The 20,451-nt window shown below is 69.5% G+C and carries 20 protein-coding genes and 1 pseudogene; 6 read left to right on the forward strand and 15 right to left on the reverse strand.

The window, feature by feature from the left end:
• Nucleotides 1–63 precede the first annotated feature (63 nt).
• From G7043_RS35955 to G7043_RS35975, 5 genes are all read right to left on the reverse strand, one after another.
• Complete coding sequence (locus G7043_RS35955) at nucleotides 64–1,590, reverse strand: esterase/lipase family protein (protein ID WP_166053126.1); 1,527 nt, start codon at nucleotides 1,588–1,590, stop codon at nucleotides 64–66.
• A gap of 19 nt (nucleotides 1,591–1,609) precedes the next feature.
• A complete protein-coding gene (locus G7043_RS35960; RefSeq protein ID WP_166053127.1) occupies nucleotides 1,610–2,788 on the reverse strand; it encodes an endonuclease/exonuclease/phosphatase family protein in 1,179 nt (392 codons plus the stop codon).
• 200 nt (nucleotides 2,789–2,988) lie between these two features.
• The gene (locus G7043_RS35965) at nucleotides 2,989–5,844 is read right to left on the reverse strand and encodes a glycosyl hydrolase family 95 catalytic domain-containing protein (protein ID WP_166053128.1); all 2,856 of its coding nucleotides are present in this window, start codon (nucleotides 5,842–5,844) and stop codon (nucleotides 2,989–2,991) included.
• 193 nt (nucleotides 5,845–6,037) lie between these two features.
• Nucleotides 6,038–7,141 carry an NAD(P)H-dependent amine dehydrogenase family protein gene (locus G7043_RS35970; RefSeq protein WP_166053129.1) on the reverse strand — a complete coding sequence of 368 codons (1,104 nt, stop codon included), beginning with the start codon at nucleotides 7,139–7,141 and terminating at the stop codon, nucleotides 6,038–6,040.
• Between the two features lie 10 nt (nucleotides 7,142–7,151).
• Nucleotides 7,152–7,940, reverse strand: a complete 789-nt coding sequence (locus G7043_RS35975) for an SDR family oxidoreductase (RefSeq protein ID WP_166053130.1) — start codon at nucleotides 7,938–7,940, stop codon at nucleotides 7,152–7,154.
• Nucleotides 7,941–8,007: 67 nt separating this feature from the next.
• On the opposite strand from G7043_RS35975, the gene G7043_RS50120 reads away from it, so the two are divergent.
• On the forward strand, nucleotides 8,008–8,631 hold the full coding sequence (locus tag G7043_RS50120; protein WP_166053131.1) for a TetR/AcrR family transcriptional regulator: 624 nt from the start codon (nucleotides 8,008–8,010) through the stop codon (nucleotides 8,629–8,631).
• A 12-nt stretch (nucleotides 8,632–8,643) separates the two neighbouring features.
• Here the strand turns inward: G7043_RS50120 and G7043_RS35985 are convergent, their stop codons facing one another.
• The gene (locus G7043_RS35985; RefSeq protein WP_166053132.1) at nucleotides 8,644–9,357 is read right to left on the reverse strand and encodes a hypothetical protein; all 714 of its coding nucleotides are present in this window, start codon (nucleotides 9,355–9,357) and stop codon (nucleotides 8,644–8,646) included.
• An 84-nt stretch (nucleotides 9,358–9,441) separates the two neighbouring features.
• Nucleotides 9,442–9,822, reverse strand: a complete 381-nt coding sequence (locus G7043_RS35990; RefSeq protein WP_313888235.1) for a response regulator — start codon at nucleotides 9,820–9,822, stop codon at nucleotides 9,442–9,444.
• Between the two features lie 73 nt (nucleotides 9,823–9,895).
• Between G7043_RS35990 and G7043_RS35995 the strand changes: the two genes are divergently transcribed.
• The 3 genes from G7043_RS35995 (at nucleotide 9,896) to G7043_RS36005 (ending at nucleotide 11,305) form a co-directional block, all read left to right on the forward strand.
• A complete protein-coding gene (locus G7043_RS35995; RefSeq protein WP_166053133.1) occupies nucleotides 9,896–10,102 on the forward strand; it encodes a hypothetical protein in 207 nt (68 codons plus the stop codon).
• Between the two features lie 2 nt (nucleotides 10,103–10,104).
• On the forward strand, nucleotides 10,105–10,851 hold the full coding sequence (locus G7043_RS36000; protein ID WP_166053134.1) for a hypothetical protein: 747 nt from the start codon (nucleotides 10,105–10,107) through the stop codon (nucleotides 10,849–10,851).
• A gap of 91 nt (nucleotides 10,852–10,942) precedes the next feature.
• Nucleotides 10,943–11,305 (forward strand): ArsR/SmtB family transcription factor, encoded by a 363-nt coding sequence (locus G7043_RS36005; protein WP_166053135.1) that lies wholly within the window; start codon nucleotides 10,943–10,945, stop codon nucleotides 11,303–11,305.
• Between the two features lie 6 nt (nucleotides 11,306–11,311).
• On the opposite strand, the gene G7043_RS36010 is transcribed toward G7043_RS36005, so the two are convergent.
• Together G7043_RS36010 and G7043_RS36015 are read right to left on the reverse strand one after the other, a co-directional pair.
• Nucleotides 11,312–12,478 (reverse strand): cation:proton antiporter, encoded by a 1,167-nt coding sequence (locus G7043_RS36010; RefSeq protein ID WP_166053136.1) that lies wholly within the window; start codon nucleotides 12,476–12,478, stop codon nucleotides 11,312–11,314.
• A 2-nt stretch (nucleotides 12,479–12,480) separates the two neighbouring features.
• A complete protein-coding gene (locus tag G7043_RS36015) occupies nucleotides 12,481–12,960 on the reverse strand; it encodes a cation:proton antiporter regulatory subunit (protein WP_166053138.1) in 480 nt (159 codons plus the stop codon).
• Nucleotides 12,961–13,096: 136 nt separating this feature from the next.
• Between G7043_RS36015 and G7043_RS36020 the strand changes: the two genes are divergently transcribed.
• The gene (locus G7043_RS36020; RefSeq protein WP_207312179.1) at nucleotides 13,097–14,440 is read left to right on the forward strand and encodes an alpha/beta hydrolase; all 1,344 of its coding nucleotides are present in this window, start codon (nucleotides 13,097–13,099) and stop codon (nucleotides 14,438–14,440) included.
• Nucleotides 14,441–14,779: 339 nt separating this feature from the next.
• Nucleotides 14,780–15,070, forward strand: a complete 291-nt coding sequence (locus tag G7043_RS36025; protein ID WP_166053139.1) for a DUF4342 domain-containing protein — start codon at nucleotides 14,780–14,782, stop codon at nucleotides 15,068–15,070.
• Nucleotides 15,071–15,127: 57 nt separating this feature from the next.
• Here G7043_RS36025 and G7043_RS36030 read toward each other — a convergent pair whose 3' ends face one another.
• The 6 genes and pseudogenes from G7043_RS36030 to G7043_RS36055 all read right to left on the reverse strand — a co-directional run bounded on the left by G7043_RS36030 (nucleotide 15,128) and on the right by G7043_RS36055 (nucleotide 20,394).
• Nucleotides 15,128–15,574 (reverse strand): hypothetical protein, encoded by a 447-nt coding sequence (locus G7043_RS36030; protein ID WP_166053140.1) that lies wholly within the window; start codon nucleotides 15,572–15,574, stop codon nucleotides 15,128–15,130.
• A gap of 113 nt (nucleotides 15,575–15,687) precedes the next feature.
• Nucleotides 15,688–16,101 carry an SgcJ/EcaC family oxidoreductase gene (locus G7043_RS36035; RefSeq protein WP_166053141.1) on the reverse strand — a complete coding sequence of 138 codons (414 nt, stop codon included), beginning with the start codon at nucleotides 16,099–16,101 and terminating at the stop codon, nucleotides 15,688–15,690.
• A gap of 48 nt (nucleotides 16,102–16,149) precedes the next feature.
• On the reverse strand, nucleotides 16,150–16,644 hold the full coding sequence (locus tag G7043_RS36040) for a GNAT family N-acetyltransferase (protein WP_313888236.1): 495 nt from the start codon (nucleotides 16,642–16,644) through the stop codon (nucleotides 16,150–16,152).
• A gap of 5 nt (nucleotides 16,645–16,649) precedes the next feature.
• Nucleotides 16,650–17,216: pseudogene (locus G7043_RS36045) on the reverse strand (phosphotransferase); the annotation flags it as partial.
• Between the two features lie 37 nt (nucleotides 17,217–17,253).
• Entirely contained in the window at nucleotides 17,254–19,455 is a 2,202-nt protein-coding gene (locus G7043_RS36050; protein ID WP_166053143.1) for a hypothetical protein, read from the reverse strand.
• 198 nt (nucleotides 19,456–19,653) lie between these two features.
• Nucleotides 19,654–20,394 carry a FadR/GntR family transcriptional regulator gene (locus G7043_RS36055; protein ID WP_313888237.1) on the reverse strand — a complete coding sequence of 247 codons (741 nt, stop codon included), beginning with the start codon at nucleotides 20,392–20,394 and terminating at the stop codon, nucleotides 19,654–19,656.
• Nucleotides 20,395–20,451: the final 57 nt, after the last annotated feature.

Here is a 20,451-nt window from a genome sequence, read left to right on the forward strand (position 1 = left end):
CAGGGAAAAGTCCGCTGGTTGAAGGAAATACTCCGTTCACCGGCTCGGCGGCCGTCCTTCAGATCAGTTCCACGGCCGGATGGTCAACCTGACGGCCGCCGTCTCGCCGAAGACCTGTCGTTGCGCCGCGGGCAGGAGAACGTCGGTTTGCCAGAGATCGTCTGCCGGGTTCTGGTCGTTGATCGGATCGGGGTCCGGGTGGAAGTCGCGAATCGAACCGGGGATCTCGGAGTTCCACCTCGCCGACGCGGACAGCACGCCGTTGCTGGGTTTCAGGTCGACGACGAGCGTGTCGTCGAAGTCGGCCGTCTGCTCGAGATGGCTGGTGAAGTCGAGCAGACCGGTGCGTTCGACGATCGAGAGGAGCCGGACGTGCAGTGCGTAACGAAGTGAGTCGGCACCGATCGGGCGTTCGTCGACGTTGGCGGACAAGAAGGTCGTGACGAGCGGCCACGGCCGGTCGGCGAGGTCGCCCACCTCCGGCCACTCGATCTGGATCGGGCAGTGGTGCGCCGCGATCTGCTCGTGCACGAGGATCGGCAGGCCGCGGATGGCCAGCTGGACGTCGAGCTGCCAGGAGGTGTCGTCCTCACGGGTGCCCGGCAGGTTCAGGTTGACGAGCTCGACGTCGACCCGCAGATCGCCGAACAGGAAGCGCCAGAGGTTCTGGTACCCCTCCTCGGAGTTGACCAGGCCGTAGCGCCCGGAATGGCTGCGGTGGACGAAGGCCCGGTTGGCGTCCGGGACGAAGGCGTTCTCGATCTGCACGAGGCCGTCGCTGCGCACCCCCGCGGCTTTGGAGGACAACCCGAGCGCGACCTCGTAGTCCTGCGGGTTGGTGCCGACGAGGCAGAACACCCGCTCGGGCGGAAACACGTCGGCGGGGATGACCGCGGGATTCCAGCCCGCCGGCGGGTCTTCATCAGGGCGCCGGTGTGGAGTGAGGTACTGGTACATGCGTTCCGGTCCGAAGATCGCGGCGTCGCCGAGGTCGAACGTGTCCCGCAGCTTCTCCAGCAACCCGAAGCCGATCGAGAACTCGATGCCCCCGTGCGGTGTGCCGTAGGTGAACAGCCGGTCGACGTAGTCGAGCGGCGTGCTGGAGCCGTTCTGGTTCTCGGGGATCACCCGCTGGATCATCGATCGGCAGATCAGTCCGCCCATGGAGTGGGCGACGAGGAACACCCTGGGCGCACCGGTCTTCAGCCGCACCAGCTTCACCAGTTCGAACAGGTCCTCTGCCGCCTGTTCGAGCCGGAACTCGACCGGCTTGGGGTGCAGGCTCGACGCTGCCTGGTCGTAGAAGCGGTGCACCCAGATCGTGGCCGGCGGCACCGAGTCGTCCGGCCGGGACTCCAGGTGCCCGCGCTGGTTGCCGTGCACGTGCAGCTCGTACTTCTTGTCGCGGATGAGCCGCAGCAACGGTCCTTCGAACTGGTAGAACTGCGGCTGCGCGTGGCCGTCGACCCGCACGTGCACCGAGCCCTCGTTGAAGCCGTACAGCGGATCGTCGATCGCACGGTCGATCCCGGAAGGTTTTCCGGCGAACCCGCGGACGTAGATCACGGGCAGCCTGCGGTTCTCGTTCATCGGCAAGCCCTTCTGCGGTTCACAGATCCAGGTCGATCCACACGGCGGCGTGGTCGGACGCGCCGTGCTTCGCTTCGGTGATCTCCGGGAAGACCTGCCACTGCCGCGGCGGGTTGACGTTCGTCGGCGTGCCCCACAGGCCGCTGCGGTCGACGCCGCCCGCCGTCACGAGCTCGGCCAGCGCGGGCGAGACGAGGACGTAGTCGAGCCGGTTGCGCAGTGAGCAGGACTGGAACGTGCCGGGCCGGGGGCCCGAGTCGAACCCGGGCAGGCTCGCCGTGTCGACCAGGGGCGTGCCGGGGTCGAGCAGCGCCTCCAACGTGGGGTGGCGCGGCGGCACGTCGTTGGTGGGGCCCTTGTTGAGGTCGCCGAGCACCACGATCAGCTCGGCGCCCTCGGCGCGCAGGTCGTCGTAGATCCGGCGGACTTCCTTGCTCTGCCTGCGCCGCAACGGATCCGGGTTGCCGCTCGAGAACGACTGGCTCTTCAGGTGGTTGAGCAGCAGGAAGAGGTCACGGCCACCGGGCAGCCGCACCTGGTAGACCGGGCAGTCCCGGCTGAACAGCGGCCGTCCTTCCCGTGACTCGGGATCCGGCACGTCGACGTGGCTGCGCATCGAGTGGACGTTGATCGGCGCGGTGGTGAGCAGCCCGACGTCGATGCCTCGCGGGTCGTTGCCGTCGACGAGCATCATGTGCCCGTACCGGCCGTTCAGCAGCTGGCTGTTGAACTGGACCAGCGAGGGGCGGTCCTCGGCCTCGACCACGCACAGCACGTCCGCGCGCACCTCGTCGATGACCTTGCCGGTCATGCGGGTGGCCACCTCGTCGACCGGCTCGGTGATCAGGTCCACCCAGCCGATCCAGCTGCCGCGCCCCTTCGCCACGATCTCCACGTCCGCGTTGCGGCGCTGCTTCAGGAAGTCGCCGCGGTTCTCCCGCAAGAGCGCCCACGCGTCGAACGGCTTCGGGTTGAGCACGCGTCTGTTGTTGCGGGTGCGGACGAGGATCTCCATGACCTCGAGCGCGTCGAGCATGGCGGCCTTGTCGGCGTCGTCGTAATCGGCCTTGGCCGCGATCTTGTTGAACGCGGTGAAGGCGGACAGCACCGGTTCACTTTCGGCGAACGTGGTCGTGGCGAGGGCTTTGGCGCGGGCGAACAGGTTCTCCACGTTGAAGGTCGCGAGGCGCAGCGTCATGGCGACACCCTCGATTCCGTAGGACGAGTTGGTATATGCACCTCGCTTTCTGGTCGGTCAGGGTTACGTCGTTTCACCCGATCGTCGTAACCGCTGGATCGGCGCCTCGATGCAGGTACAACGGCTGCAGGCGGGCGCCGACCGAGCGTTCGAGTGAATCGGTGTGTTGTCGGTTAACGCGGTGTGATCACGAATGTGGATCAGTCGAAGATGTGTACTTCGGCTAGTGAGAGCGGCCGGTCCGAACCGACGAGCTGTACGCGGAAATAGCGCGCGGTGCGGTTGACGGGCAAGGACAGCGAGGTGCCGACAGCGGTGGTCTGGAAGTGGCTCCAGACTCCGGGTTGTGCCGCCGTGGTTTGCGGGTCGGTCGACGTGAAAGGTGTGTCGGAGGCGAAGACGTAGAACTGGCGGAGCCGGTCGGAACAGCAGTCGGTCCGGTTCCACAGCTCGACCGTGCTCACCGCTTTCGAGGCGCCGAGGTCGACCTGCCACCACGGGTTGGTGTCGAGCGGGTTCTCCGAGGTGTGGGTGACCGAGTTGGACCAGAACGCGCCGTTGGTGTTGCCGTCGACCGCCCTGCTCGCGACCGCTCCGGTGGAGTAGGTGCTCGACTGGCTGGCCGCTGCGTTCAGCGCCAGGTTGACGGGCTTCCTGATGGAGCCGGTGGCGCGGTAGGTGCGGCCGGCGGTGGCGGTGAAGGTCCGCCGGTCGCCGGTGCCGGTGGTGGCGACGGGCTGTCCGGTCGAGGTGTCGATCAGCGTGTACTGGCCGGCGAAGATGCCGTTGCGCAACGTCAGCGGCCCGGTGCGCGTGGGTTTCACGGTGAAGTCGAGTCCGCCGGCGGTGGTCCAGGACGCGTCCACGGTGACGTTGCCGCGGGCCTTGAGTCCGGTGACCGAGCCGGAGGTCCAGGCGCCCGGCTTGGCCGGCAGGACGTGGATGTCGCCGTTCTGGCTCTGCAGCAGCATTTCCGTCATGCCGGCGGTGGCGCCGAAGTTGCCGTCGATCTGGAACGGCGGGTGGGTGTCGAACAGGTTGGCCAGCGTGGAGCTCTTGAGCTGTTCGGAGACCATCTTGTGCGCGTGGTCGCCGTCCAGCAGCCGCGCCCAGAAGTTGATCTTCCACGCCTTGCTCCAGCCGGTGCCGCCGTCGCCGCGGTCGAGCAGAGTGGCCTTGGCGGCGTCGCCGAACGTGGTGCCGGCCGCGATCTGGTGGCCGGGGTGCAGGCCGTAGAGGTGCGAGACGTGCCGGTGCTGCGGCTCGCCGGTGATGGCGTTGCTCTTCCACTCCTGCAGCCGGCCGTTGCCGATGCGCAGGCCGGGGTCCATCGCGTTCAGCTTGTCCTGCAGCTGTGCCCGGAACGCGGGGTCGACGCCGAGTTCGGTGGCGGCGGCGATGGTGTCGGTGAACAGGCCCTGCACGATCTGCTGGGCCATGGATCCGCCCGCGGTGAAGGGGCCGTGCTCGGGGGAGTAGCTGGGGGTGACGACGAGCTTGCCGTCGCGCGGATCGGTGCGCAGGTTGGCGATCCAGAACTCGCTGGCGCCCTTGAGGAGGGCGTAGGCGCGGTTGATCAGCGCGGGGTTCTTGCTGAACGCCGACAGGTCGTAGACCTGGGACGCCAGCCAGCCGCCTGCCTCGGGGAACCAGAACGCGGTCGCCCAGTCGTGCACCCCGGTGAAGCCGAACGGGTTGGTCTCGTTGTGCACGACCCAGCCGCCGGTGCCGAACATGGAGTTGGCGGTGACCTGGCCGGGTGCCTTGAGCGCCTCGACGAACCGGACGAACGGTTCCGCCGTCTCGCCCAGGTTGGTCTGCTCGGCGAGCCAGTAGTTCATCTGGATGTTGATGTTGGTGTGGTAGTCGGCCGACCACGGCGGCGAGGTCGAGTTGTTCCAGACGCCCTGCAGGTTCGCGGGCAGCGAGCCGCTGCGCGAGGAGGCGATCAGCAGGTAGCGGCCGTACTGGTAGAACAGCGCTTCCAGGGCCCGGTCGTCCGGCGAGGAGCCACCGGTGTAGGCGGTGCGCAGGTCGTCGGTGGGCTTGTTCGGCATGACCTGGCCGATGTTCAGCTTCACCCGGTCGAACAACGCCTTGTGGTCCGCGACGTGGGCGGCGCGCAACGTGGCGAACGACTTCGCGGCCGCATCATCCACAGTGGACTTGACGCGCGCGGAGGGATCCGAGGTGCGGTAGTTCGGGTAGGTGTCGGCGTAGTTGGTGCCCGCGCCGAGGACGAACGTCGCGCTGTTCGCGCCCGACACGGTCACGGCGTTTCCGTTGCTGGTCACGGTTCCGCCGTCGGTGCGCACCTGGATCTGCGCCTCGAAGATCATGCCGTTGTTGGCCAGCGTGCCGCGAATCGTCAGCCGGCCGCCGGACGCGGTCGCCGTGAAGTCGCTGCGCGGCGAGGTGTAGCGCAGGGTGAACGACACCTTGCCGGGCTGGTCCGCGCCGAGCCGTCCGGCCACCACCTGACCGGGGTAGCTGGCGAAGTACTCGCGGTCGTGGCGGACCCCGTTGTTGGTGTAGCTGATCTTGGCGGTGGCGTCGCCGATGTTGAGCTCGCGCCGGTAGCCGGAGAACGAGGTGGACTGCCCCGCCATGTCCAGGCGCAGGTCGCCGAACGTCTGGTACGCGCCGAAGTTGGTCTTGGGCTGGCCCAGCTTGCCCGCCACCCACTTCGGGTCGGCCTGGCCGTTCTGGTTGATCGAGTTCACGACCTCGTCCAACGCGCCGGGACGCGGCGAGGTCCAGTTGCCGAAGTTGTACCCGGAGGCGCCGGGACCGCCGGTCCACAGCGACTTCTCGTTGAACTGCAACTGTTCCGAAGTCACGCCGCCGAACACCATCGCGCCCAACGCGCCGTTGCCGATCGGCAAGGCCCGGCTCTCCCAGTCGTTGGCCGGCTCGTCGTACCACAGCGTGTGGCCGTCGGCCGCCTGCTGGGCGTGGGCGGCAGGGCTCGGTTCGGAGCCCACGACGAGCCCCGCCGACGCCACGGTGACCAGGACGGCGGCCGACATCCTCGACCTCATGAACGACCTGTGCACGGACACCCTCCGTTGGGTGCTGGGGACAGACCGGATGACATCCGGCCGGTTCCGTCTACTGACCTGCGCAGCATAGGTCCGATGTGTGGGGAAGCGATAGCTCCTGAGGTCGTTTCTGTTTTCGTCTCTCTTCCTGGGCTTTCCCCTGTAATTAGGGAACGTTGTGCACGATTTGCGCCTTTGTGAGGTCGCTTCAGCGGGTGGCTTGCTTTTGATACATCCGATGTTGTTGCGCCGAGACCAGCCCGCGGCCGGTGATCAGGGGCAGGTCGAGCGCGGTGAGCAGGCCGGGCGGGGCTTGGACGACCGCGGGAACGGCGTTCACCAGACGCATCGCCGTGGCCGCCACCCCCGCGGTGTTGTGATCGCCGTCCCCGCCGGTCAGCCGCAGGTCCAGCACGTAGTTGGGCTCGCCGGTGATCTCCACGCGGTAGCAGCCGGTACCGGCCGGTTGCGGCCAGTCCGGCGCGAGGTCCGGGCGCAGCCTGGTGACGTGTTCGAGCACCAGCACGGGTTGGTCCGCGATCATCCCGCTGACGGTGAACCGCAGCGCCGCCATGGTGCCCGCCTCGATCGTGCGGCCCGCGGCCGCGAACGGTTCCGGCGCCGGGAACCGCTCGTGGTGTTCGACGACCGAGTCCAGCTCGACGTCCAGACCGGCGGCCAGCTGGCGGACCACGCTGCCCCAGGCGAGCGTGAGCACGCCGGGTTGCAGCAGCAGGGGAGTGTGGTCGGGCGACGACCCGAAGCCCATGATGTCGAACAGCACCAACGGGTTGTCGTAGGTGGAGTAGTCCAGGATCTCCGAGCAGCGGAGGAGGTCGATGCGCTGGCAGGTTCCGGACAGCAGCAGCGGCAACCAGTCGTTGGCCCAGCCGGGGTCGATTCCGTTGACCCAGAGGGAACTTCCGCCCTCGCTCGCGGCCTGGCGGACGGGCTCGACCACCTCGGGCGGCACCGTTCCGTCCGGATAGGACAGGAACACCGGGCCGCTGGCCACCACGTTGATCCCGTTCCGCAGCAACAGACACAGGTCGTCGATCGCCTCGTTGAGCCGGTGGTCCGCCATCGCCGTGTAGACCACGCAGTCGGGCTTCGCCGCGATCAACCGATCGGCGTCCGTGGTGGCGCGGATCCCGACCGGGTCCACTCCGGCCAGCTCTCCCGCGTCACGGCCGTCCTTCGCGGGGTTGGACACCCACACGCCGGCCAGCTCCAGGCCGGGGTGGTCGATGATGCCGCGCAACGCCCACTTGCCGACGTTGCCGGTGCTCCACTGCACCACGCGATGCGCCATGTGCGGCTCCTCAGAGGTCCGGCAGGTTGAAGTCGAGGTTGGGCGCGCCGATCCCGCCGTCGACCCGCAGCACCGAGCCCGTGGTGTAACCGGACGCCCGCGAGGCCAGGAACAGCACCGCGGCCGCGACCTCCTCCGGGCGCCCCAGCCGGCGCAGCGGGGTCGCCTGTTCCATCGACGTCCTGATCTTCTCGTCGCGGGCGACCACGTCCAGTGCCGAGGTGTGGACCGAGCCGACGTCGATCGCGTTCACCCTGATCCGCGGCGCGAGGTCCGTGGCGGCCAGGCTCGTGTAGTGCGTCAGAGCCGCTTTCGCCGTGCCGTAGGCCAGAAATCCGCGACCGGCGAGCCGCCCCATCACCGAGGCGATGTTGACCACCGACCCGCCACCACCGTCGAGCATGATCGGTACCGCCGCACCGGTCAGCGCGTGCGCGGTGGTGACGTTGAAGTGGAAGGCGTCTTCCAGGAAGTCCGGTGTGGTCGTCAGGAACGTGTTCGGCAGGGTGCCGCCCACGTTGTTCACCACCACGTCCAGCCGCCCGAACCGCTCGGCGGCCGTGTGCGCCAACGCCGCCACAGCGTCCACATCGGACAGATCGGCCGCCACGACCACGGCCCGCCGCCCGAGTGCCTCGATTCGGCCCGCGACCTCCGCCAGCTGTTCGCCGGTACGTGCGCTGATCACCACGTCCGCGCCCGCCTCGGCCAGCGCCACCGCCGATGCCGCACCAATCCCGCGGCCCGCCCCGGTCACCACCGCCACCGCGTCGGGCAGCGCGAACATGTCCATCACCACCCGGCCACTGTTAAGCCCTGGTGCTTAAAAGTCAAGCGCTCGCGCTTTCACGTGTTAACTTGGTGCCGTGGCCAGCGCGGACGCCAGAGAACGGATCATCGTCGCCGCCGAGCGGTTGATCGCCGAGCACGGTCCCGACGTGCCGTTGCGCGACATCGCGACGGCCGCGGGCCAGCGCAACAACTCCGCGGTGCAGTACCACTTCGGCTCCAGGGACGGGCTGATCGACGCCGTCGCGCAGTACCGCATCGCCGACCTGGAGCAGCGTCGCCTGGAACTGCTCACCGAGAGCGAGGCGACCGGCGAGGCGCAGGACGTGCACGCCCTGGTGTCAGCACTGGTCGTGCCGATGCTGACCATCCCCTACGAACACGGCGCCACCCACTACGCCCGGTTCCTCGAGCAGGTCCGCACCCACCCCGCGCTGGCCGCGGACGCCAACCTCGACCGGGCGGGACGAGCCGCGGTCCGGCTGATCATCGTGCGCCTCGACCGCGCGCTGCGGGACCTGCCGCCGGCACTCAGGCGCCGCCGGCTGCGCGTCCTGCCCACCGTGCTGTTCGCTCTGCTCGCCGACCGCGAGCGGGCCGTGTGCGCAGGCGACCTGCCGCCGGACGATCCGCACTCGGCCGCGGAGCTGGTCGACCTGATCATCGGCATGCTCACCGCTCCGGTGTCGACCGCTGCGTGAGTCGCCGAATCGTCAGGCGGGTTTCAGCGGCACGTCCCGCACCGCCAGCGAGTTGGGAGCGCCGGGCTCACCGGCTCCGAACACGTGCGTGAACGTGACCGTCACCGAGGTCGCCGCCGGCTCGAGCGGCTCGCTGAAAGCGATCGTGCCGGTCCTCGATTGGTCAGGTGGAATGTCGGTGTTCCACTTGCTGCGGAACGGTTCTCCTTCGGCGGTGAGGGTTCCGCTGGTCAGTTGCGAGTAGCCGAAGACGGGCAGGTTCACCGTCATCTCGTAGCCGTTCGTGACCGTCATCGTGACCTTGGTGAAGTGGGACGTCACCTCGACCCGGTCCACCGACATGGTCAGCCGGCCCGCGGTCACCGACCGCGGCTCGGCCAGCCGGTCGACACCGGTCTCGTTGCCGGTGACCCAGCCGTAGGCGTAACGGGCGCCCGGCACCAGCACCGCGACGATGACGAGGCAGACCGCGAACCCGATGAGGGCCGCGCGCCCTTTGGACGGGCCACGCGTGCGTTGCCGGGTCCCAGGAGGAGGCGGCGCCTGCCCGGCGCTCATGGCCGCGAGCACGGACAGCACGAGCGTGAGCACACCGACCGCCACCCAGAGCAGCACGTTGTCCGGCACCGTGGTCGCGAAGTTCACCACGACCGCGACCGCGGTGCCGATCACCGGGGTGAGCACCGCGACGACGGTCGATCTGAGTGCCGGACTCCCACCAGCCATGTCGACCACGGTAGATGCGGCCGGTACTGGTGCAAATGCACCAACAGGCTGGTTCACGACGAACGGTCCAGCAGCGCCGGATGCTCAGTCCTCGGCTGCCCTGCGGACAGCCGCGACGATCTTTCGGTTCGGCACGCCCTTGATCACGTACTCGACGACGCCGAGGTCCCTGAGCTCGGTCTCGGACGGGGCGTCGATGAGGCCGCACAGTGCGACCAGCCGGACCGCAGGGGCCTTCTGGTGCAGGCGGCGGATGGCGTGCAGGCCGTCGCCGGGCAGGTGGACGTCCACGACGGCGACGGCGGGCCGGTGCTGCTGGGCCAGGCGGATCGCGTCGTCTGCCGATCCGGCGACGGCGACGACCTCGATGCCGGCGGCGTCGCGCAGCACGTCCCGCAACGTGTCGCGGAACAACGGTGAGGCGTCGGCGACGAGAACTCTCAGCGGGGCGGGAGCTCCGGTCACGGGATGCGGTCCTGTCGAGTTATGCTGATTCGGACTTGCGAAGATTAGCAACTCTTGAAGAGATTTGGGGACGATGAGCGAGTTCGAAGCGGAGTTGCGGAACAAGGTCGCCGAGGCCGAGCGGACTTTGCACGAGGCCCGGCAGGCAGGCCACGACTACGAGATCCACCTGCACACCGCCCGGATCCGCGACTTGCTCGACCTGGCCACCCGGCACGGCATCGACACCACCGGGTGGATCGCCGCGGCGTTGCTGGAGAACTCCGGAACCGGGTGCTGACCGTGGAACACACCGTTGTCGCGGTGGTCGGCGGAATCGGCGCCACCTCCGCCGTGCTGCGCCGCTATGCCGCGCTCGTGGAGGAACAGGCCGGTGCGGTGACCCGCGTGGTCGCGTCCGACTACGGCCTGCCCGCGTTGCCACCCGGCACCAACGCGGTGCTGCTCGTCCGCGCCACGGCCGAGCGCGCTAAGAAGGCCCGCGACTCGATCATCGGCGTTCCGGTGCTCACCGACCAGGACACCACCGCGATCGCGCTGACCGCCGCGCTGCTCACCACGCTGACCCGCGCCGGCCGTTCACCGGAGACCAGTCGGGTCGTCGTCGCCGGTGCGAACACGATGCCGATGCTGAACCCCGTGCTGCTGACCGCGGGAATCCGGGACATCACCACCTGGAACCCGGCCGACGCGCTCGCGTTTCCGTTGCGGCGCATCGCCTCCGACGCCGACGCGGTGATCAACCTGGTCGGCGGAGGAGGCCGCTTCGCGTGGCCGCGGCACGCCGCGCCGGCCGTGATCGTGCCGGATCCCGCCAGGGACCCGGTGCTGGCGCTTCCCGGCCTGCTGCACGCGCTCACCCGGCATCCGCACGCGAGGCTCACGCCGGACGTGCAGCACGCCTGCGCTGTCGCGTTGTCCGCCGCCACCCCGCCGGGCGAACAGGTGCCCCGACGGTCCGACGACGCCCTCACCCGCCAGATCGCGGATGCCGCGACGGCCGCGTTGCACCGAGGCGCCGCCCGATGACGCGTCGGTTGAACCGCATCCCGAGTCGCAACGGCGGGGATCCACGAGGGAGGATCGGCACCATGACGACGGTCGACGGGAAGGGGCACCGATGAGCAGGCCCCTGTACCAGGTCAAGGCGGAGTTCTTCAAAACCCTCGGCCACCCGGCGCGCATCCGCGTGCTCGAACTGCTCAGCCAGCGCGAGCACTCCGTCGCCGAGATGTTGCCCGAGGTCGGCATCGAAGCCGCCAACCTCTCCCAGCAACTGGCCGTGTTGCGCCGTGCGGGCCTCGTCACGACGCGCAAGGAAGGCTCGAACGTCTTCTACTCGCTCACGACCCCGCACGTCGCCGAGCTGCTCGCGGTCGCGCGGCTCATCCTCACCGGAGTCATCACCGGGCAGATGGAACTCCTCGACGACCTCCGCGCCCCCGCCACGACCGCGCCTCGCGGCAGGAGCCGCAGGTCCTGAGCCTGCTCAGGCCTTGCCACGCACACGCGTTCGGCGCGCCCACCGCCAGTCGCCGGACCAACGGGTGAGCAGCGGCCCGATCGTGGCGAGCACGAGCACGTAGGCGGTGACCACCGGGCCGAGACCTGGGCTCGCGGCACCGGCGAGGCTCATGATCACGACGGAGAACTCGCCGCGGGCGATCAGGGCTGTTCCGGCGCGGAGCCGGCCGCGGACGGCGATGCGGTCGCGGCGGGCCGCGTACCAGCCGGTGGCGACCTTGGTGAGGATGCCGATCACGGCGAGGGCGAGTGCGGCCGGCAGTGCCGGGAGCAGGTCGGCCGGGCTGACGGCGAAACCGATGGCGAGGAAGAACGCGGCGGCGAACAGGTCGCGCAGCGGGGCGAGCACGGCGCGGGCGCGTTCGGCGGTGGTGCCGGTGAGCGTGAGCCCGACGAGGAACGCGCCGACCGCGGCGGAAACCGAGACCAGTTCCGCCAGTGCCGCCACGACGAGGGTGCTGCCGAGCACGCGAAGCATGAGCTGCTCGTCGTCCGGGTGGGCGAGCCAGCGGTTGACGTGGTGGCCCCAGCGGTGGGAGGCGACGAACGCCGCCGTGACGCTGCCGATGGCGATGAGCACCCCGATGAGCGCCTGCCACCAGGTGCCGCCGGAGGCGAGCACCACGAGCACCGGCAGGTAGATCGCCATCGCGAAGTCCTCCATGACGAGGACCGACAGCACGGCGGGCGTTTCGCGGTTCGCGAGCCGGCGCAGGTCCGTCAGCAGGCGCGAGATGATGCCGGAGGACGAGATCCAGGTGGCACCCGCGAGGGCGAGGACCCCGGGCCAGCTCAGGCCGAGCAGCCAGCCCGCGACGGCGCCGGGCGTCGCGTTGAGGACGAGGTCGACCACCGCCGACGGGACGTGGCGGCGCAGGCTGTGGGTCAGTTCGGCGGTGTTGAACTCCAGGCCCAGGGTGAGCAGGAGCAGCACCACGCCGATGGAGGCGCCCACCTCGACGAACTCGCCTGCCGCCGACACCGGCGCGATCCCTCCCTCGCCGAGTGCGAGACCCGCGAGCAGGTAGAGCGGGATGGGCGAGAACGACCACCGCCGCGCGGCCGCGCCCAGCACGCTCAACCCGACGAGGATGACGCCGAGTTCGAGGAGCAGCGCGAGAGAGGTGTGCATCGTCAGCTTTCGATGATCTGCCGCACGCCGTTGATGCCGTCGTGGGTGCCGATGACCACGAGGACGTCGCCGGGCCGCAGCACCTCGTCCGGTGTCGGCGAAGCGATCACGTGGTCACCGCGGACGATCGCGACGATGGAGGCGCCGGTGCGGGTGCGTGCCCTGGTGTGGCCGAGTGGCTTGCCCGCGTGGGAGGAGGCGGCGGGCACGGCGATCTGTCCGGCGCTGAGGCCGGGCACCTCCTTGGTGAGGTCGGCGAAGCGTTCGGCGATGCGCGGCGCGCCGAGGATCTCGGCCACCGTGTCCGCCTCGTCCGCGGTGAGGCGGAACAGCGGCTGCGCTTCGTCGGGGTCGTCGGAGGCGTAGCGGCTGACCTCGAAGGTGCCTTCTCTGCGCGCGACGATGGCGATGTGGTCGCGGTCGGCGTTGGTGAACTCGTAGCGCAGGCCCACGCCTGGCAGGAGAACCTCGTTCACGTCCATCTGGTCATCATGGGTGCCTGACGGGGGTGCGGAAAGCCGACCTCGTCACGTGCGCCGTTCCATTGACGGGCGTCACGAATGTGCCTAACGTTCTCGGCATCGCTCGCCGTCCTCCCGAGGTAAGGGGCAGAGCACTGTGAAGACTCTTCGACGACTGTTCGTCGCGATGATCACCTCGCTGACCGTGCTGGGCCTGGTGCCCGCCGCGGCCCAGGCCGCACCGGCGACCCGGTACGACGGGGTGCTGCCGAACGGCGCGACCTGGATCGCCGACGTGCCGGCGACCTGGAACGGCACGCTGCTGCTCTACAGCCACGGCTACAACCCCACCCCGGTCAACCCGCCGACCAACAGCCCCAACCCCGCCACCGCGGAAGCCCTGCTGGCGCGCGGTTACGCGCTGGCCGGCTCGTCGTACTCCCGGCCCGGCTGGGTCGCCGACACCGCGGCCCAGGACGGGCTCGACACGCTCCAGGCGGTCACCGGGATCATCGGCAAGCCCCGCCGCGCCATCGCGCTCGGGACGTCGTTCGGCGGGATGATCACCGGCCAGCTCGCCGAACGAGCCGGACGACAGCTCGACGGCGCCGTCGCGACCTGCGGGATGATGGGCGCCGGGATCGACCTGCACAACTACCAGCTGGACGGGTCGCACGCGATCGCGCAACTGCTGCTCGCGGGGCAGCAGGTCCCGCTCGTCCGGTTCACCGGCCCCGCCGAGGCCGCCGCCACATCGGTCCGGATGATCGCCGCCCTCGACCTGGCGCAGGCGAGCCCGGCCGGCCGCGCCCGGCTCGCCCTGATCACGGCCCTGTTCCAGGAACCCGCGTGGGTCGCCGGGCAGCCGAAGCCGGCGCCGGGCGACGTCGACGCCCAGGTGACGGGCCAGTACCAGAACCTGCGCGCGATCATGCCGTTCATCCTGCTCGGCCGCTCCGACATGGAGCGGAGCGCGGGCGGCAACCCCTCGTGGAACAAGGGTGTGAACTACTGGCGGCAACTCGCCGAGTCGGGACGCCTCGGCCAGGTGGCGCAGCTGTACGGGCGGGCCGGCGCCGATCTGTCCGCCGACCTGAACCTGTTGACCCGCACGGCGAACGTGACGGCCGACCCGGCGGCGCTCAGCTGGATGCAGCGGACGTCCACTTTGACCGGACGGTTGGCCATGCCGGTACTCACGATGCACACGACCGATGACGGCCTCCTCCCGGTGCAGCACGAGGAGGAGTACGCGGAAGACGTGCGCGGCAGCGGTTCCGGCGCGTTGCTCCGGCAGGCGTACACCGAGCACGCGGGACACTGCACCTTCACGACCGCCGAACTGGTCGCGGCGGTGCTCACCATGGACCAGCGCATCGAGACCGGTCGCTGGGACGGGCTGGCCGATCCGCGCCGGTTGCAGACCCGCGCCGAAGCGCTCGATCTCGGCCCGGCCGCCTTCGTCGCGTTCCGTCCGGCGGAGTTCCTCGGCGACCGCTGAGCACGAGCTGGCGATGAAGGGTCCCTTCATCCAGGTGAGCCGGCGTCGACGCTCGTGGCAGTCTGCGGTCCACGATGGTGCGCATCGACTCGATCGACAGCGGTGCCGGAGTTCCGGGGATGGCGTTGGTGCCCGCAGTGTCGTGGGCGTACGCCAGCGCGGTGACGGCCGCGAGCGCTCCCTGCACGTGCGGCGTGATTCGCACGAGTTCCCCCGGCTCGTCAGCCTAGAGGCTGAGAGGGAAATCAGGCGGAGGTCAGGGGGAAACCCTGATGGCAGGGACACCCGGCCACGGGCACTCTGGAGGTGTCACGAGAGATCCGCAGTTCGAGGAGAGTCATGAGCGAATCCAAGCCCGAGTACACCCGTACCGCCGTCGACTCGGTGGTCGACGCCGTTCGCGGGCTGGTCAGCGAGGGCCTCAACCGCCACGTGGTGGTGCGGGACAGCAAGGACGACGTGGTCCTGGAGGTGCCGGTGGCTCTGGGGTTGGTCGCGGCGCTGGCCGCGCCGGTGGCCACGACGATCGGTGCCGGGGTCGCGCTGGTCGGCAAGTGCGAGATCAAGCTCGAGAACCGGAAGCAGCCCGGTAGCCAGCCCGCGACGACGGTCGAGGGCGAGCAGGTGTAGTCAGCGCTGCGTTGTGCCGCGGCGTGGTGAGCCACGCCGCGGCACGGCAGCGTTTTCCTACTCGTCGGGCTGAAGGATCATCAGCCGGAACGTCGTCGACGGCGACTCGCGCCCGCACGTCTGCACCATGTGCCAGGCGAGGTTGCCGGGGCCGTTGTCCGCCTGGGGGAGTCGTTCCCTGCTGATGCCGAGGACGCCGTCCGGGCTCTCGTCGAGGAGTTCCGGTGTGCCGACGAGCACCGCCAGGCCGTACGCCAGCACGTCGGCGCGCAGGTCGTCGTCCAGGTCGTCGGTGAGTCCGATCATGCACCGCGGCTCGCCGTTCTTGTCGGTGCCGAGACCGACCAGACCCGCGAGTCCGACACTGCGTGCCGCGGGAATCTCGAACACGCGGACGTTCGTGCCCATCGCCAGTGCCATCAGTCTGGCCACCGGGGTGGTGAGCAAGGGGTCGTGGATGGTGCCGTTGCCATTGCCTGAGGGGTCGTCCGTGCGTTCGCGCATGATGCGTCGGATGGTATTGCCGACGGCGTCGATCGGTGTCCGATCTGCGCGGTATGTCGGCTTCAGGGGCGCGGTGTCACCCGTACGTGGCTACCGTGTCGCCCGATCGCCGCTCACGCCGACGCGATCGGAGTCGTCTGTGCCAGGCCGATCTCCCAGCCGCCGGAGGTTCGCACCACCACGTAGGTGAGGGCGCCGGTGGCGGGCGGAGTCGTCTCGGCGCCGGGACGTTGGTCGTGCACCGTCTTGACGCAGCTGACGAGGACGGCATCGGCGGTGAGCGCCCGGACGTCGATGATCTCAACGCTGGTGCGGACATCCCCGAGGCCGCTGCCGAGGGCCGCGCTCATCGCCGTCGTGAAGGTGTCCCGCCCGAACAGGCGGCGGCCGTAGAAGTTCACGATCACCGTCGACTCGGTGTGCAGGCCCGGGAGCACGGCGGGGTCGGCCTGGGAGCGGTCGGCCAGCGACACCAGATCGCGGATGGCGTGCTCGTCCTCGGCCGACAGCGTGTTGATCGAAGTCATGCAACGCAGTGTTCAACCTCGAGCGTGCTGGAGGTCAACCCCCTTGGATCACAGGTCCAGCCACATGATGCGCAGGCCGACAAAACCTTGGGTGGGATGCCGGAATGCGCCAGGGGCAACGCCGAGCGTGACGAATCCGAGGCTCTCGTAGAGGCGGACGGCGGCTTTGTTCGTGTCGACGACGGCGTTGAACTGGACGGCCGCGAACCCGTTGCGCCGCGCCCAGTCGATCATGTCCGTGGTGAGGGCTCGACCCACGCCCGTGCCCCGCGCCTGTGCGGCGACCATCAGGGTGCCGGACGCGACGTGGCTGCCGGGACCCTGCCGGTTGGCGTACATGTTCGCGGTACCGACCACCCGGTGGTCGTCGGCGGCCACGACCACTCGGGCCGGTGCGGGCAGCTGCCACATCCGCCTGGCGTCGGGTTCGCTCATGCCTGGGTCGTAGGGAATGGTTCGCTGTTCGGTGATGACGTCGCGGATGATCGACCACATCTGTGGCCAGTCGCCGTCGTGTGCCTCGCGGATCGTGGGTGACTGCACTTCTCTCATCCTCCGGCGAGCGCCTCGGTGATCTGGCGGGTGGTCTGGGCGGCGACGCGGGGATCGCCCACGCCGAACGCACCGAAGTCGATGACGGCGCTGAGGCGGCCGTCGGTCGTCAGCAGGTTGCCGGTGTGGAAGTCCCCGTGGCGCCAGGCCGGGTTCCGTTCAGGGGTCGCGAGCGCCGCGTCCCACAGCTCCGTCATCGCCGCGGTGTCGAAGGCGTCGCCGGCTTCCGCGATGACGGATCGCGTCGCCGTGTCCCGTGCGGCCAACGGCCTGCCGGCGAGGTCCTCGGGCGGTTCGGCGTCGAACCGGTGGAGTGCGGTCAAGTACTCGGCCAGCACGCCGGCTGCCTCGTGCGAGCCGGACAGGGCGTCGACGGTCGCCACCTCGCCGTCCAGCCAACGCGACACCGTCCACGGGCAGCCGAAGTCGGGTTCTCCCACCTCCACCACTACGGGGACGGCCAGCGGCAGTTCGGCCCACCGCGGGAACTGGGTGTCGACGAGCCGCCTCGCCAGGACGGCGTCGATCGCCGGGGCTGTCTCGACGGTCAACTGCGGCTCCTGCGGGTAGCGGTGACCCCGGAGTCTGCCAGTCGGGACCTCAGTGACCCACCAATTTTCGGATCTTGTCGCGAGTGCGCGGGGAGAGCCGGCGGCTCTCGGACAGGCCCCGCAGCATCCGCTTCCCGAGCTCCTTGTTGATCTCCATGGCCCTCACGCCCGCCGTGACGAGAACGTCCTCGTGGTCCTGGTCGTCAACGATGTGGCGCAACGCTTCGAGCGCCTGCTTGTCGGGAAGCAGGCAGGCCGCCCTGACCCGGATCTCACCACCCCGGCGCGTCCGGACGATCTTGTTGATCACCTCGGTGGCGAGCCTCCGGTCGATGTCGAGCAGCGCGGCGGCGGCCTCCAACCGCAGTTCGATCGACGGCGTGTGCAGCCCCAGTTGGTGCAACAGGGTCTTGCCCCGCGTGCCGGCTTCTCGGGCGAGGTTCACCTGGAAGGCGGGGTCCGCGGTGAACTTCTTCGCCAGACGCGCCATCAGCTGTTCGCCGGTGTCCTGGTTCATCACGAGGACCTTGCGCGCGGCCGTGCGAGCGTCTTCCTTGTCGCGCGTGGTGATCGCGATGTGTTCGTAGAGCTCGATGGTCTTGTTCTTGCCGAAGAGGCCGAGTTCGACGGTGCTGATGCGGAACGACGCTGGTCTCCGCTCGTCCCTCGCGATGTCCTCGAGCGCTTTCGCGGCGGGGGAGGGCGCGAGTGCGTGGGCCTCCCGCAGTACTTTCAGCTGCGCGGGATCCGTGGACTTGTAACTCTTCGCGATGGCGACGAGCAGTCGGCCACCGCTGTCGGTGTCGACCTTGCCGACCCCTCTGGCGGCCAGGATCCGGCGGTCGCGGCTCTTCTTCGGGTTCGCGGCGAAGTCGTGCAGCGCTGTGCTGGGGCCGCCCTGTTCGACGATGTCGGCCGCGGCGTTGAACTGCGTCTCCTCGTCGGGCACCTCGCGGGAGAGCCGGTCGAGGTCCGCGAACCGGCGGGCGGGCACGAGTTTGCCGATCAGGTGCACCGCTGCCCGTCGCACCGGACCGGGGACCTCACGCCGCGTCGGCCAGGCGATCGCGTCCGCCATGCGCAGCGCGGCCTGCGGGTCCACCTTCCGGATCGTCCTGGCGATCTCCACCGGTGTCGCCTCGTCGGTCGCGGTTTCCGCGAACCGCTCGGCTGTCGTGACGGCCGCTGCCTTGTCGGCTTTCACCAGTGCGGCCAGCAGCCTCAGCCGTGCCTCGTCGGAGATGCCGCCCTCGTCGCCGACCAGCTTCGCCCACAGCGCGAGGTCACCCGTGAGCTCGGCCGCCTCCACGCGCAGATCGCCCATGTCCTGGGCGTCCGCGAGACGTCGGATGGCCACCTCGCCGAGTTCGGTGTCGCGCTGTCCGATCATCTTGGCGACTTCCAGCCGCTCGTACCGGTCCCCGGCGAGTGATTTCGCCAGCAGGCCGAGGTTGTGCTTGCCGCGCACCGGATCGCGTTCGGTCAACTCGTCGACGGCGTCGAGCCGGCGGAGAGCCCTGCGGGATCGTTGCTGGGCCAGGCTTTCCAGCGCGGCGGCGGTCTGCTGGGGTTCGAGCAGCTCCAGCGCGCCCACCGTCGCCCGCCACGCTCCGCTCTCCCTGCGGTCCTCGGCGAGGTGCTGCCGCAGGATCTCGACGGTCTTCTCGCGGAGGTCGTCCGCGCTCACCAGGCCGCGGTGCAGCAGCGCGGCGACGAAGTGCACGTTGGGATCGCAGTGCCTCCGGCTCAGCAGGTCGTTGAGCCGCTTGCGCATCTTGGTCTCCGCGACGGGCCACCACAGCGCCACTTGGAAGAGCGCTGTCTCGCTGTCCTGCCACGGCCAGGTGGCGTGGGGGCGCAGGAACTTGCGGTGCGGGTGCAGCACGCTCGGTCCGCGCGGATGCCGGCGGACCACGTGACACGCGGCGAGGTAGTCCCCGACGCCGTCGGGGACGAACCGGATGCCACCGTCGTGCTCGGCGACCACCCCGCCGTCGGACAGCAGGTCGTGCAGCGAGGTGCCCTCCGGGTCGTCAAGCCGATGAGCCGCTGCCGTTCTCGCCAGTGCGGCAGGGAAAGGACGCTCAAGGCACCGGAAGGCGACCTCTTCGAGGAACGGGCGCGCTTTGCCGTTGAGGAGAGGAGACGCCCCCACCGCCGTGACATGTCGTCCCACAGCCGCTTCCAGCAACGCGATCTGCCCAGCGGCCGGGCTGTGCTCGTTCCGAGGTGGCTCATCGGCTGTCGTCACACGGCACCATGCTAGGTGCGCCCGCCGATCCAATACAGGCCAAGAACATGACAGTTTTTGCCGGGTGTCGCACCGGGCCGTCTTTCGTCCACAGTGGACGAAAGACGGGCGTTGCGACTTTCAGAGGCGCTGGAGTGCGAATCGCACATCACCGAACACCGAACAGGTCGTAGCACACATCAGGAAGACGGGGCCAGGTCAGCCGAAGACGCGACGCTGGATCTCCCGCCGGTAGTCCTCGAGGGTCCGGTCCACGTGCGCGGCGGCGGCCGCCGCCGCGGCGTCCTCGTCGCCGTCGCGGATCGCCCGGTAGATCGCGGCGTGCTCCTCCACTGCTTCCGCGGTGTGGCTGCCGACCGCGCCCTGCAGCCCGATGATGTTGGACTGGCGCTGCAGGCGGCGGGCCTCGCGCACCGCCGCGACGAGGAACTGGTTGTGCGAGGCGGTGGCGACGGCCAGGTGGAACTCCTCGTCACCGCGGTCGAACAGGGCCGCCTGCCCCGTCACGTGCCCGTCCCGGCACAGTTCGGCGGCGACCTCGACGGCACGCAGTTCGGCGGGGGTGGCGCGGGTCGCGGCGTACCGCGCCGCCGCGACCTCCTGGACCCGGCGGAACTCGAAGAGCATGTAGACGTGGTCGAGGTCGGTCGGCAGGAAGAAGCCGCCCCACCGCGGGGAACCCAGCACGCCCTCGTCATCGGCCACGTAGAGCCCGCGCCCTTTGTGTGCGCGCACCCGGCCGAGTGCCGACAGGATCTTCACCGCTTCCCGCACCACGGTGCGGCTGGTCCCCATCCGTCCGGCCAAGTCGTTCTCGGTCGGCATGCGGTCGCCGGGGCGCAGTTCGAGCTCGGCGATGAGCTGCAGGATCCGCTCCGCCACCCGTTCGTAACCCGGCCGGTAGGGGGCGGGTGACACGTGCGCGGCTTCGGTGTCCACCGAGACGGCTCCTTCATGAGTACGACTTTGTCGTCCGTCGAACCAGAATACATGCGT

Source organism: Lentzea alba (assembly GCF_011067745.1).
Classification (GTDB): domain Bacteria; phylum Actinomycetota; class Actinomycetes; order Mycobacteriales; family Pseudonocardiaceae; genus Lentzea; species Lentzea alba.